This window comes from Celeribacter sp., from assembly GCF_048261515.1.
Classification (GTDB): Bacteria; Pseudomonadota; Alphaproteobacteria; order Rhodobacterales; family Rhodobacteraceae; genus Celeribacter.
In genome coordinates this window covers 220,363-233,715 of record NZ_JBLXFZ010000002.1, presented here as the reverse complement: position 1 = coordinate 233,715, position 13,353 = coordinate 220,363, and the positions used below count along the sequence as shown (strand labels likewise).

Below are 13,353 nucleotides of genomic sequence, written 5' to 3'. Positions count from 1 at the left end.
GAGGATCATACGCACGCGCCCTGCCCTTGGATCACTCTTCCGCTTATTCAGCAGCGTCGCGATCCTCGGCCTGCGCCGACCACATGGCGGCATATTTGGTCCCGCGCGCAAGCAATTCTTCATGGGTGCCGCGCTCGACAACCCTGCCCGCCTCCAGCACGACGATCTCGTCGGCATCGGCCACGGTAGACAGGCGGTGCGCAATGGTGACAACCGTGCGCCCTTTGCCCGCCTCTTCCAGCGCACCGAGAATGTCGCGTTCGGTCTGGGTGTCGAGCGCCGATGTGGCCTCGTCGAGCAGGAGGATCGGAGGGTTTTTCAGGAGCGTGCGCGCAATGCCCACACGCTGCTTCTCCCCGCCCGAAAGCTTCAGCCCGCGCTCGCCCACCTGTGTCTCGTAACCTTCGGGAAGCGCCTGCACGAAGTCATGGATGCGCGCCTTCTTCGCGGCGGCAACAATCTCGTCGAAGGTCGCCCCGTCGCGCCCGTAACCGATGTTGTAGCGGATCGTGTCGTTGAACAGCACCGTGTCCTGCGGCACCACACCGATGGCGCGGTGCAGGCTCTCCTGCGTCACATCGCGCAAATCCTGCCCGTCGATGGTCAGCGCCCCACCCGTCACGTCATAGAAGCGGAAAAGAAGCCGACCGATGGTGGATTTCCCCGACCCCGAGGGGCCGACAATGGCCAGCGTCTTGCCCGCCGGCACTTCGATATCGACGCCCTTGAGAATGGGCCGCGCAGGGTCATAGGCAAACTCGACCCCGTTGAGATGCACCGTCCCGCCCGTGACCACGAGATCCTTGGCGTCGGGCTTGTCGGTGATCTCGGCGGGTTGGTGGAGCAGCGTGAACATCTCCTCCATATCCACCAGCGCCTGACGGATGTTGCGATACATGGAGCCGAGGAAATTGAGCGGCATGGTGATTTGCACCATATAGGCGTTGACCATGACGAAATCGCCCACGGAAATATCGCCACGCCCCACGCCAACGGCAGCCAGAACCATCGAGGCGACAAGCCCGCAGGTGATGATCAAAGACTGGCCGAAGTTGAGGAAGGCCAGCGAACTTTCGGTCTTGATCGACGCCTTCTCATAGCCACGCATCGCCACGTTATAGCGGTCCGCCTCGCGGCTTTCGGCGACGAAGTATTTCACTGTCTCGAAATTGAGCAGGCTGTCGATGGCCTTCTGGTTGGCGTCTGTGTCCAGATCGTTCATTTCCTTACGGATTTTCACGCGCCATTCGGTCACTTTGAGAGTGAAAACAATGTAGGAGGTGAAGGTCACAAGCAGGATCAAGAGGTAAGACAGACCCAGCTTTGACCCGATAATCACCAAGACAATTGCCAGTTCGAGGATCAGCGGCCCGATGGAGAATACTAGGAATTGCAGCAGGAAGGAGACGCCCTTCACACCGCGCTCCATGATACGGCTCAGTCCCCCCGTTTTGCGGGTAATGTGGTAGCGCATCGAGAGCGCATGGATATGGTTGAAGGTCTCCAGCGCGATCTTGCGCAGCGCGGCATTCGACACAGGCGCGAAGATCACGTTGCGCAGCTGCTGGAAACCCGAGGCGAGTATCCGCGTCATCCCGTAGGCGATGGTCAGACCGACCGCCCCGATCGCCAGCAGAAACTCAGGCGCGGTATCTTTGCCCGACAGCGCGTCCACCGCATAGCCGTAGAGCAAGGGCGTGCCTGAAAGCAGCGCCTTCGACAGCGCAAGCGCGACAAGCGCGAGGACCACACGCGCCCGTGCGCCGCGATCGTCCTTCGGCCAGAAATAGGGCGCGACCGATTTGATCACCCGCATCCCGTCCGAGGGGCCTTTTGTCGTTGTCACTGTGGGGCGTCCGCGCATCTGTCCGACCTTCGTTCCTGCGGACCATCACGGGGGTCCGTTTCGCCTGATCTAACCCTCTGCCCGCGCGGCAACAAGGGCCGCGGCGCGCACAGCCCATCTATTCACATACGCACAAGACAGACCCGCGCGGATCGACGCCGCCCTATTCAGGCAGGCGGAACACCTGACCAGGGTAGATCAGATCGGGATCGCGGATCTGGTCACGGTTGGCGTTGAACACCCGCGTGTAGAGCAAGCCATCGTCATAGCGGTCTGTTGCGATCCCCCAAAGGGTATTGCCGGGCTGAACGGTCACGGAAACCACGCGCTTGGGCGGTGTCGGGGTCGCATCCACCGCATCAGCGGCAGCCTCGGCAGGCGCACTGTTGGCCTGCGCAACAGTCTCTGCGTCGCCGCTCGCATCATCGGAAGCTGCGGGCGCGGGCTCTTCGGCAGGCGTATCCAGCCCAGCAATCTGTGCCAGAACATCAACAGTCTCGCGCTTGAACGGTGTTTCGGCACGAGCGACAACTGCACCGCCCTCCCCGATCACATCGGCACGCAACGTGTAAATCCCCGCCGCGACATCCGCCAGTTCGGCGCGCCATTGCCCGTCCTGCCCGACCTCTGTCTCCGCAATCAACGCATTGTCGACATAGAGCCGAAGCGCCGCACCTGCTTGCGCACGGCCAGAGACATAGACACGCCCCTCGGGATCATAGGTGATCGCGTCGATCCGCAGATCATCTGCCACGCCCCCCTGAGCCAGAACCTTCACCCCGTCATCATCGGCACGCAGGACGGTAGGTGCCTCATCCATCACTGACGCGGTTTGCGTCTCGGCCTGCGCATCTGTTGGCGCGCTATCCATTGCGGATTGCTGTTCTTGAGCGGGGCTTTCACTGGATTGCACCGCGTCCGCATTTGCCATTTCAACGGAAGCCGTGTCCTCGTTAACCTCTGTGGTATCCGCAACGTCCATTTCTGTTTCGGCTGTTTCGCTTGGCTCGGCGGGCTGCGCATCGGTTTCCACCTGAGCCACCTCGCTGGACGCGGCAGGCTCGGTGGATGCCTCAACATCGTGGGCCACCTCGGCGGCTACCTGCGCCTCTTCGCTTGCCATCGTTTCCGCCGTATCCGCCGCCATCGTGTCGGATGGCACATCGGACATCGCCTCGCCACCCGCATCGGCCATGGCAGCGGGCGTCTCCTCGGAGGCCACCTCGGCGGCTGGGGCGATCAGGATGCTCTCCGCACCAAACACCGTCTCCCCGTCAATACTCGCGGCAATCGTCATCTCCCGCGCGGCCCCATCGGCGGCCAGATCAAAGAGCGCGACGAATTCACCCGTGGCCCCCGCCTGCGTGCGCGCAACCTCAACACCATCGACGAAAACCGTGATCTCCGAGGACGGCGCCGCGCGGCCAGCGACCGTGGTAAACCCTTCGGACGGCACCCGAACAACGTCAAAACTGGGCGGTGACAAGGAAAGATCGGTGCCCTGCGCCTGTTCCGTAGCCTCTGCGCCATTATCCTCTGCATTTTCGATCTGCGCATCGTCAGACTGTGCAACCGCCTCGCCCGCACTCATATCAGGGGTCTCGCTGGTATCTAGTGCCTTGGGCGCTTCAATCGCGGCTTTCGCGGCCTGTTCGGCCTCAACCTCGGGCGTATTCACGGAAGTCTCGTCCTGCGCATCGTCAGGCGGAGTATCCGCCGCAGGTTCAGGGGTCGTCATGGCCGCATCGGTGGCACTCTCGGCGGGCACCTCACCATCCTGCGACGGGTTGGCGAAATAAAGCACTCCCCCGATCACAGCCGCCACAGCCACAGCCGCCACTCCCGCAACAGGCGTCGCAGCCGACGTGAATACGGATTTTTCCGTCATATCCTAGTCCCCCTCGGGCGCATCCGCACCCTATGTCACTACCACGCGCGCCTGTCGTGACACGCGCAAAAGGTGTCCAGCAACACCATGCGCCCTTTGTTTTTTTCAAGGCTTGAGGGAGCCTAGCAACGGGTCTAACAGTGGTAAAGCATTCCTTTCTTTCTCCCCGTCAAAATCGAGGCCCCTGCCCATGCAAGACCAAAATCCCGCCGTTCCCTTCTCGCTTTGCGTCTATTGCGGATCACGTGACGGGAACAAACCCGCCTTTCACGCGGATGCCACAACCCTTGGCCGCGAGATCGCGCGCGAGGGCTGGCGTCTGGTCTATGGTGCGGGAGATGTTGGTTTGATGGGCGCGGTCGCACGTTCCTGTCAGGCGTCGGGCGGCGAGACATTTGGCGTGATCCCCGTTCACCTGATGAATATGGAAGTGGGCAAACGCGACCTGACCACCTTCGTCGTGACCGAGAACATGCACGAGCGTAAAAAGGTGATGTTCATGAACTCCGATGCCATCGTCGTCCTGCCCGGCGGGATGGGATCGCTCGACGAATTTTTCGAAGTGCTGACGTGGAAGCAGATCGGGTTGCATGACAAGCCGATTTTCCTGCTCTCCACCGATGGCTACTGGGCGCCGCTGGAGACCCTGATCGACCATGTGATTGCCGAGGGTTTCGCCTCTGACGCCTCGCGCGGGCTTTACACTTCGGTGGGCAGCGTCGACGAGCTTGTCGCGGCGGTGCGCGCCTTGCGGTCCTGACGCTCGCGGCGGAAACTCTCGAAGGTGAAAGCCGCCAGCGCCACCCAGATCAAGGGCAAGGCGATGGAATGTGACGGCGTGATCACCTGATCAAAAATCGTAACTGCCACAATGAGTTGCAAGGTGGCGTTATAGTAGTTCCCCAAGCCCACGACCGTGAGCGACAGCCGCCGTGCCGCCATGGAGAACAGCAGGAGCGGCACACCTGTCACCACACCCGCGAGCATCAACACGAAGCTCGACCAGAGATCCGCGCCAAAGGCTCCCGCAGGCTGCGCCGCCGACCCGCCCCAGCCCCATAGCTCAGCACCGATCAGGTAGATCAGCGCAAAAGGCGCGATCAGGGTGGTCTCGGCCGCCATGGCAATCACAGGCCCCGCCGCTAATCCCTTCTTGATCGTGCCGTAAGTCATGAAGGTTGCCGACATCATCAGCGCCAGCCACGGAACAGCGCCAAGTCCGACCGTGAGGACCGTAACCGCAACAATTCCCAGCCCCATCGACAGATATTGCAACCCGTGGAGCCGCTCGGAAAAGAGCACCCAGCCCACCCCTGCCGCCATCAGCGGGTAGATGTAATAGGCCAGTGACGCCTCCAGCGTGCTGTCCGACTGGATAGCATAGACAAACAGAAACCAGTTGATCGAAATGACAAAGGCCGCAGGCGCGATGCGAGACAGCCCCTGACCACGGGTGCGCGGGTGCAAAAGCGCAAACATCTCGCGAATACGACCCTGCGCGGCGATGATCCCGAAAAAGGCAATGAAAGACCACACGGTGCGATGCGCAAGCACTTCAAGGGCAGGAACATGCGTCACCTCCCTGTAGTAGAGCGCGGAAAGCCCCCAGATCGTGTAAGCGCCAATCAGCGCGAAAAAACCCGAACGTGTCTGTGTCATAAGGGCAGTCAATAGAGGCAAATCGCCCTGCGGCAAGGAAAATGAGGCCAAGCCTCGCGCAAATGGCCTGAGCGGTTTTCAGTGGCCAGCCGAGGCGTCAGCCCCAAAAACGCACAGGTATCACCGCATAAAAAAGGGTCGGGAGTTTCCCCCCGACCCGATCACATCGTCAGATGCGCGCCGATTACATGCGCGATGCGACGTTTTCCCAGTCCACCAGATTTTCGAGGAAGTTCGACAGGTAGGCAGGACGTTTGTTGCGGAAGTCGATGTAGTAGGAGTGTTCCCAAACATCACAGCCCAGAAGCGCGGTCTGACCGAAGCAAAGCGGGTTCACGCCGTTTTCGGTCTTGGTCACTTTGAGCGAACCGTCGGTGTCTTTGACGAGCCATGCCCAGCCGGAGCCGAACTGGCCTGCGCCTGCGGCGGCGAACTCTTCTTTGAACTTGTCGACGGAGCCGAAGTTCTCGGTGAGCGCTTTTTCAAGCTCGGTCGGAATCGTGTTGCCTTTGGGGCCCATCATTTCCCAGAACTGGTTGTGGTTCCAAAGCTGGGAGATGTTGTTGAAGATGCCGTTTTGCGCCACGGCGGACTTGTCGTAGGTGCCGACAATGATCTCTTCGAGGGTCTTGCCGTCCCACTCGGTGCCTTCAATCGCCTTGTTGCCGTTGGTGACATAAGCGTTGTGGTGCAGGTCGTGGTGGTATTCGAGGGTCTCGGCGGACATGCCGAGATCGGCCAGAGCGTCGTGAGCATAAGGCAGATCGGGAAGTTCAAAAGCCATCGGAATTCTCCTTTGAAAATGTGCGTTTCGTTTGACCTATACCTGTTGCACCACGCGGTCGGGGTCAAGGGGGGAGTGCGGAGCTGCGTCGGAAAACCACTGTGCGGGGATGCGCAAGCGCACGTTTGGCGGGATTGCGAAGTGTAACGGCCCTGCGCGTGATGGATCTTGCGGGCCAATAGGTCACACTCCTGTCATTGCCCCTTTCGCAAAAGCCCCTTGAACGGTAAACACCGAAGCCAACCCAAGTGAGGATTTGCGCCCATGATGTTCTGGACCATTGCCGCCATACTGGCCCTTCTGGCCGTCACGCCGATGGCGCTTGCCATGGCGCGGTCGCGGGGAAACTGGTCGGCGTCCAAGGCCGATGTGGAAATGCGCGTCTACCGCGATCAACTGGCCGAGGTTGAGCGCGATCTGGCCCGCGGGGTTCTCAGCGAAGAGGACGCCAAACGCACGCGCGTCGAAATCTCGCGCCGTCTTCTTGATGCCGACAAGGCACGTGGCGCGGGTGAGACCCGTGCGACCCGCCCCGCCGTTATCACTGGCGTTGTGGTTGCGGGCGCCTGTCTGGTCGGCGGGGTGGCGCTCTACAACCATCTCGGCGTTGCGGGCTACGCGGATCTGCCACTGGAAAAACGTCTTGAGACCGCCGCCGAAATCCGTGCAAACCGCCCCTCACAAGACGAGGCGGAGGCATCCGCGCCTCCGACCCCTTCCTTGCGCGCACCTGACGCCGAACATGCCGCCCTTATGGAAAAGCTTCGCGCCGCTCTTGCGGATCGGCCCAACGATCTGGAAGGTCACATCCTTCTGGCGCGCAACGAGGCCATCGCGGGCAATTACCGCGCCGCCTACGAGGCTCAGGAACGGGTGATCGCGATCAAAGGCGACGAGGCCACGTCCAAGGACTATTCCGACCTTGCCGATATGATGATCCTCGCCGCTGGCGGCTTTGTCTCGCCAGAGGCCGAAACCGCGCTGACCCGCGCGCTCGAACGCGACAGCCAGAACGGTGCGGCGCTCTATTACTCGGGCCTGATGTTCGCGCAGACCGGCCGCCCCGACATGACCTTCCGCCTGTGGCAACCGCTTGTCACGGGATCGCCCGAAGGCGCGCCTTGGGTGCCGCCAATCCGTGCGCAGATCGAAAGCGTCGCGCAGGCGGCGGGCATTCACTACACCCTGCCGCCCGTGGCCAGCAGCGACGGTCTGGGCGGGCCAAGCGCCGAGGACATCGAAAATGCCTCTGAAATGAGCGACGAGGAACGCCGCGACATGATCCAAAGCATGGTTGACGGGCTGTCGGCGCGGCTGGCCAACGAGGGCGGCACACCCGAGGAATGGGCGCGGCTGATCTCCTCGCTCGGTGTTCTGGGCGAGGCCGAGCGTGCGCGTGCGATCTGGAACGAGGCGCAGGTAACATTTGGCGCGGCCCCTGAAGCGCTGGCCACCGTGCGCGCCGCTGCCGAACGCGCGGGCGTCACCCAATGAGCGCCACCATTTTCGACGACGTGGCCGAATTCAAAGCCACCCTGCCCCCGATGCGCCCGCTGGCTGGTCTGGATTTCGGGGACAAGACCATTGGTGTCGCGCTCTCGGACAGACTTTGGGGCGTGGCCTCATCCCTCGACACCATCCGCCGCAAGAAATTCACGCTGGACGCCGAAGCGCTTCTCGCGCTCTTGGGCAAGCATGAGGTCGGTGGCATCGTGCTGGGTCTGCCGCGTAATATGGATGGCTCCGAGGGGCCGCGCTGTCAGAAAACCCGCGCGTTTGCCCGCAATCTCACGGCTCTGACCGATCTGCCGATAACCTTCTGGGACGAGCGCCTGTCCACCGTGGCGGCCGAACGCGCCATGCTGGAAGCCGATATGTCGCGCGCCAAGCGAGCGGCGAAGATTGATCAGGTCGCAGCCGCCGTCATCCTGCAAGGCGCGCTTGACCGCCTTGGCTATCTGTGAGGTCGCCATGAGTGACGAGGTTTGGCGGCGCGACGAGATCGAAAGCCCCTGCATCAACATCTGTCAGATCGACCCTGACACGCGGCTCTGTCTGGGCTGTGCGCGCTCTATTGACGAGATCGCGGAGTGGTCACGGATGACCGCCGAGGCACGCGCCGCAGTCATGGCCGAACTGCCTGAACGCACCCCCGCCTCGACCAAGAGGCGCGGTGGACGGGCCGCACGGCTCAAGCGGAAACTCTAGGCCCCCACCCAATCGCACCCTACCCCATGAGCGCTTTACGCAGCATGTTGAGCGCGACGAGGATCAGGAAGACACCGAAAGCGCGCTTGAGCGGCTTGGGGTCCATCGCATGGGCAATCCGCGCACCCAGAGGTGCAGTCAGAAGCGTCATGCAGATCACCAACCCGAAGGCCGCGATATTCACCGCTCCAACGGTAAAGGGCGGCGTCACATCCCCGGGAAGATCGACAAAGAGAAATCCGATCACCGAAGGGATCGCGATGATCGCCCCGAACCCCGCAGCTGTGGCAACCGCGCGATGGATCGGCACGCCGTAGAGCGTCATGGTCGGCACACCGAAAGACCCGCCGCCGATCCCCATCAGCACCGAAAGAAACCCGATGAGCGGCGAAATCACCACGCGCATGATGCCCTTGGGCATCTCGTCACCCAAGCGCCACGCGCTGTTGCCGAAGGCCATGTAGAGACCGATAAAGCTCGCCACGCCACCGAAGATCACCTGTAGCGCCGCAGAGCGCAGCGACGAGGCCACTAGCACACCGATGAGCGCCCCGACCACGATACCAGGGGCGAAGCTCTTCAAGATCGACCATTCCACCGCGCCTTTGCGGTGATGCGCCGAGACCGAGCGGATCGAGGTGACGATGATCGTGGCCAGAGATGTCGCCAGACAGATTTGCATCAATTGTGGTGAGCCGTAGCCCAGCCCCGAAAAGGCGTAAAAGAATGCGGGCACCAGAACGATTCCGCCCCCCACGCCCAATAGCCCCGCCAACACACCGGCAAAGGCGCCGATCACGGCGATGAGTGCGGCAAAGGGCAAAAGTGTCGAAATATCGGTCATGCAATCCTCACGTGCAGATTTGCACCTGATTATCCGCGCCAAGGCGGGTTGACCAGAGGCTTGTCCATACGTCACATAGACGAAACTGCGGCACGCCTCCCCCTTTCATGAGACCGCACCCCACGCACAATCCAATCGAAAGGCCACCCTTCCATGGTCCTCTCCCCGCTATTGCGCTCCGCGCTTGTCCTCGGGCTGTTGTCCGCCGTTGGCCCCTTCGCCATCGACATGTTCCTGCCCGCGCTGCCCACCATCGCCGAAGATCTCGGCGCAACCATCGGTCAGACACAGGGCACGATCACCTTCTACTTCGTCACCTTCGGGCTCAGCCAGTTGGTCTATGGCCCTTGGGCTGATCAGGCGGGACGCAAACTGCCGCTCTATATCGGGCTGGTGATCTTCGCCATCGCCTCGCTGATGGCCACCCGCGCGCAGAGCATCGAGATGCTCGTGGCGGCCCGTGCGTTGCAGGGCATGGGGGCCGCCTCGCTGATGGTCGTGACCCGCGCCATCGTACGCGACCAATATACAGGCTACGAGGCGACCAAATTGATGGGGCTGATCATGCTGGTCTTCTCGGTCTCGCCCATGCTCGCCCCGCTCGCGGGCGCAGGGATGATCGCGATCACAGGCTGGCGGGCAATCTTTGCCGCTATGGCCGTTGCCGCCGTTCTGGCCTTCGCCATCACCGCCCTGTTCCAGCACGAAACCCTGCCCAAATCCGAGCGCAAACCCATCAACCTTGCCACCCTTGGGCGCGGCGCGAAGGTGCTTTTGCGCGATCCTGTCTTCATGGGGCTGACCTTTGTCGGCGGTTTGGCAATGTCGGGCTTCTTCATCTTCATCGCCTCCGCCTCCTTCGTCTATGTCGAGACCTTCGGCCTCACGCCGACCCAGTTCTCTCTGGCCTTCACGATCAACGCCATGGGCTTCATCGGCGCCTCGCAAACCGCAGCGCCGCTGATGCGCCGCTACGGCGCGATGACGATCATCCTTACGGGTGTCATCGGTTTTGCCACTGTGATGTGCACGCTCTTCGCCCTGTCTCTTCTGGGATACGCGAGCTTCCCCGTCATCGTGATCGGGCTGATCGCGGGCTTTGCCTCCGTGGGTCTTGTGATGCCCACAACCATGGTCGCCGCCCTTGATCCCCACGGAGAGATCGCGGGGCTGGCCTCATCCCTCGGCGGCACGCTGCAAATGGTAGCAGGCGGCGCGATGGTGGCTCTGACGGGTCAGTTCTTCGACGGGTCGCCCACGCCGATGCTGGGCGCGATGGCCTTCTGCGCCATTCTCAACCTCGCACTGATCCTGACTGTGCAAGGACGCGCGCGCCGTGCGCTCTCGGGCGATATGGCCTGACGCGGCCAATCCCCTCGCATTCCCAATCAAAAAAAGGGGCGCTCCAACGGGCGCCCCTTTTGCATGTCTATCAAGCGATGTCAGGCATTCACGTCCACGACCACACGCCCTTTCACACCGCCCTTGAGGATCGCCGCCCCAAGTTCAGGCAGGTCAGAAAGTGTGGCAGGATGGATCATTGCCGAGAGCTTCTCCATCGGAAGGTCGTGCGCCAACCGTGCCCATGCGCGTTTGCGGGCCTCGAAAGGTTTCATCACGCTGTCAATGCCCAGAAGGTTCACCCCGCGCAGCAAGAACGGGATCACGGAAGCAGGCAGTCCCGCCCCGCCCGCAAGTCCCACAGCCGCAACCGAGCCGCCATATTTCATTTGCCCCAAAACACGTGCCAACATCTCACCGCCAACCGCATCGACACATCCCGCCCAAGTCTCGCTTTCCAGCGGACGCTTGACGGTCTCATTGATATCGCCGCGCGGCACGATGGTGGTCGCACCAAGGCTCTTGAGATAATCGGCCTGCTCGGGACGCCCCGTGACAGCAGCCACCTCATAGCCGAGATTGCCAAGGATCGCCGTGGCAACCGAACCGACACCGCCCGCAGCCCCCGTGACCAACACAGGGCCCTTGTCAGGCGTCAGCCCGTGGTCCTCCAGCGCCATCACCGCAAGCATCGCGGTGAAACCCGCCGTGCCCACGGCCATCGCGTCACGCGTGCTCAACCCATCGGGCAGAGGCACCAGCCAGTCGGCCTTCACCCGTGCCTTCTCGGCATAGCCGCCCCAATGAACCTCGCCCACGCGCCAACCCGTCAGCACCACCTTGTCCCCCGCCTTGTAGCGCGGATCGTCGGAGGTCTCGACAGTGCCCGCAAAATCAATACCGGGCACATGGGGGTAATTGCGCACCAACCCGCCACCCTTCGGAGACAGACACAGACCGTCCTTGTAGTTCAGCGTGGAATATTCCACCGCCACAGTCACATCGCCTTGCGGCAGATCGTCGGGCGAGATGTCCTTGATCTGCGCTTCCGCCAGTCCGTCGGCGTTTTGCTCCATCACCAATGCGCGCATATTTTGTCCTCCTGAATATACCGCAAACGCACAAATGCGTTGCACGAGAGGTTTTAAGTAGACCCCTGCGCGCTGCGGTCAAAGAATGCGCAGACGTTCTTTCGCCGCAAGGGAATTGTCAACGCGTCTTGATGGTCATGCCGAGCAAAAAACCGCTCTGATACGAGATCAGAGCGGTTCAGGTAAATTGTGACTTGCAGGCAAATCGGTTTGCATGGAGGGCCTAGCGGCGCAGCTTTGCCTTGCGGATTTTATAGGTGGTTTGAACCGTGCTTTCGCCACCTGCATCGGCAAGTTCCCAGTAGCTGTCGAGATTTTCGGAACCGCATCCCTGAATATTGAAGGCACCGCCGATGTTGAAATTCTTTGAGCTTTCCATGTAGATGTTGGAGCCTGTCATCGCACCACCGGGACGGATCGAAGGAGCGGCGACCACAATGCCGTTGATAGGCACGCTGTTGCCCCAACCTCCCAGAGACACATAGTTCTTCGCGAACATGTAGACCGAATAGCGCGGATCCGTTTCGGAGCAGGATGTTTCGGGATCGCCCCACTCCACGGAGCCGGCAAGGTTAATGTCGTTGCCCATGAAATAGGTGTCGTAGAAGTGCAAACTTCCGCCGCCTCCGACCCCGAGTTGCCCGCTCACCACGAAGGCAACGTTATGGGCATCCATACCGCCCGAGAATTGGGCGCCGCCATTGACCACGTAAATGGTATAGGGCTCGACCTCTCCAGGCTGGATTGACCACCACCCGTTCTTGACCTTCACCGTGGCGGTGCCCGTGGCGGGATCTTTCACGAAATCGGGAACCAGATCACCTCCGTATTGCTGTCCATCGAGCCCGCCAAGTGCACTCATGAGATCGGTATACATCCCGTCAATTTTTGGCAGGAGCGTGGCCTCCATTTCCCCTTCCGCCTTGATTTCCTCCACCGGAGCGGAACCGGCGGCCGGAGAATAGAGATTGACGGTCGAGATGTCGTTGGCCATGGCCTTTGTCTGGTCGGAATAGTAATCGTTTCCGCCGAAACTCACCCCTCCCGCACCGTAAATACAAACATCGCCGTTAAAGGTATTGCCCCCGCCCGCAGTTACGCTGTGCGTCGACAAGAAGGTTGCATCATTACAACCGTTGCCCGCGTCAGGATTTGCGACCGTCACAACAGCCGTCTCGGTTGCCGAAACTGCGATGGACCCCGCGGAAATATCAAAACTGTCTATCCCGACGAGTCGCATCAGATAGGTGCCGAGCGCGTTGTCGCGTGCGCTGTCACGGCGGGCAATGACTTGCACTGCGTTGAACAGTTCGGGCGCAGCCTCCTCATCGAGGGCCGTGAACATCTGAGCGTCACTATCCCAATTTCCGAACTGGACATCGGTGCTGCCCAAAGCGGCGCTATCTTTGCCGAGCATACGCCGCGCAATATCCTGTGCGATTTTGGAGGCTTCCTCCGAGTTGTCTACATGCGCGGCAGCGGCCAGTGCGGCGGAATCGGCGGTGACTTGTAGCTGTGTACGTGCACGCCATGCGTTCGCAACGTCGACCGCGATACCACCGATGACCGCCATAATCGCAATGATAAACACCGACTGAATGGTGCCTGCCCCGGTCTCGTTGCGGTTAAATCTATGAAAGGCGCGGGATGAGAAAACGCGCGTTGCGGGAGGATTTTTGGGTAAAGTCATGG

At 61.2% G+C, this 13,353-nt stretch carries 12 protein-coding genes; 5 read left to right on the top strand and 7 right to left on the bottom strand.

Going from position 1 to position 13,353, the window contains the following annotated elements; genetic code table 11:
* Positions 1-43: 43 nt before the first annotated feature.
* The gene (locus ACN0SC_RS05990; RefSeq protein WP_417248750.1) at positions 44-1,864 is read right to left on the bottom strand and encodes an ABCB family ABC transporter ATP-binding protein/permease; all 1,821 of its coding nucleotides are present in this window, start codon (positions 1,862-1,864) and stop codon (positions 44-46) included.
* A 145-nt stretch (positions 1,865-2,009) separates the two neighbouring features.
* Positions 2,010-3,734: a LysM peptidoglycan-binding domain-containing protein gene (locus ACN0SC_RS05985; protein ID WP_417248749.1), complete on the bottom strand. Its 1,725-nt coding sequence runs from the start codon at positions 3,732-3,734 to the stop codon at positions 2,010-2,012.
* 190 nt (positions 3,735-3,924) lie between these two features.
* Between ACN0SC_RS05985 and ACN0SC_RS05980 the strand changes: the two genes are divergently transcribed.
* Positions 3,925-4,494: a TIGR00730 family Rossman fold protein gene (locus ACN0SC_RS05980; RefSeq protein ID WP_417248748.1), complete on the top strand. Its 570-nt coding sequence runs from the start codon at positions 3,925-3,927 to the stop codon at positions 4,492-4,494.
* Here the strand turns inward: ACN0SC_RS05980 and rarD are convergent.
* A complete protein-coding gene (rarD, locus tag ACN0SC_RS05975) occupies positions 4,434-5,393 on the bottom strand; it encodes an EamA family transporter RarD (RefSeq protein WP_417248747.1) in 960 nt (319 codons plus the stop codon). The two genes, ACN0SC_RS05980 and rarD, sit on opposite strands and share 61 nt — an antisense overlap.
* 184 nt (positions 5,394-5,577) lie before the next feature.
* Positions 5,578-6,177, bottom strand: a complete 600-nt coding sequence (locus tag ACN0SC_RS05970) for a superoxide dismutase (RefSeq protein WP_417248746.1) — start codon at positions 6,175-6,177, stop codon at positions 5,578-5,580.
* A 264-nt stretch (positions 6,178-6,441) separates the two neighbouring features.
* On the opposite strand from ACN0SC_RS05970, the gene ccmI reads away from it, so the two are divergent.
* From ccmI to ACN0SC_RS05955, 3 genes are read left to right on the top strand one after another with little or no spacing between them, the layout of a single operon-like run.
* Positions 6,442-7,671 carry a c-type cytochrome biogenesis protein CcmI gene (gene ccmI / locus ACN0SC_RS05965; RefSeq protein ID WP_417248745.1) on the top strand — a complete coding sequence of 410 codons (1,230 nt, stop codon included), beginning with the start codon at positions 6,442-6,444 and terminating at the stop codon, positions 7,669-7,671.
* A complete protein-coding gene (ruvX, locus tag ACN0SC_RS05960) occupies positions 7,668-8,141 on the top strand; it encodes a Holliday junction resolvase RuvX (protein ID WP_417248744.1) in 474 nt (157 codons plus the stop codon). Before ccmI ends, ruvX begins: the two co-directional genes overlap by 4 nt.
* Before the next feature lie 7 nt (positions 8,142-8,148).
* The gene (locus tag ACN0SC_RS05955) at positions 8,149-8,385 is read left to right on the top strand and encodes a DUF1289 domain-containing protein (RefSeq protein ID WP_417248743.1); all 237 of its coding nucleotides are present in this window, start codon (positions 8,149-8,151) and stop codon (positions 8,383-8,385) included.
* A gap of 19 nt (positions 8,386-8,404) precedes the next feature.
* Here ACN0SC_RS05955 and ACN0SC_RS05950 read toward each other — a convergent pair whose 3' ends face one another.
* On the bottom strand, positions 8,405-9,229 hold the full coding sequence (locus ACN0SC_RS05950; protein ID WP_417248742.1) for a sulfite exporter TauE/SafE family protein: 825 nt from the start codon (positions 9,227-9,229) through the stop codon (positions 8,405-8,407).
* A 153-nt stretch (positions 9,230-9,382) separates the two neighbouring features.
* Between ACN0SC_RS05950 and ACN0SC_RS05945 the strand changes: the two genes are divergently transcribed.
* Positions 9,383-10,591 (top strand): multidrug effflux MFS transporter, encoded by a 1,209-nt coding sequence (locus ACN0SC_RS05945; protein WP_417248741.1) that lies wholly within the window; start codon positions 9,383-9,385, stop codon positions 10,589-10,591.
* Between the two features lie 80 nt (positions 10,592-10,671).
* Here the strand turns inward: ACN0SC_RS05945 and acuI are convergent, their stop codons facing one another.
* Together acuI and ACN0SC_RS05935 are read right to left on the bottom strand one after the other, a co-directional pair.
* Entirely contained in the window at positions 10,672-11,661 is a 990-nt protein-coding gene (gene acuI, locus ACN0SC_RS05940; RefSeq protein WP_417248740.1) for an acryloyl-CoA reductase, read from the bottom strand.
* Between the two features lie 223 nt (positions 11,662-11,884).
* The gene (locus ACN0SC_RS05935) at positions 11,885-13,351 is read right to left on the bottom strand and encodes a pilus assembly protein TadG-related protein (RefSeq protein ID WP_417248739.1); all 1,467 of its coding nucleotides are present in this window, start codon (positions 13,349-13,351) and stop codon (positions 11,885-11,887) included.
* Between the last annotated feature and the right edge of the window lie 2 nt (positions 13,352-13,353).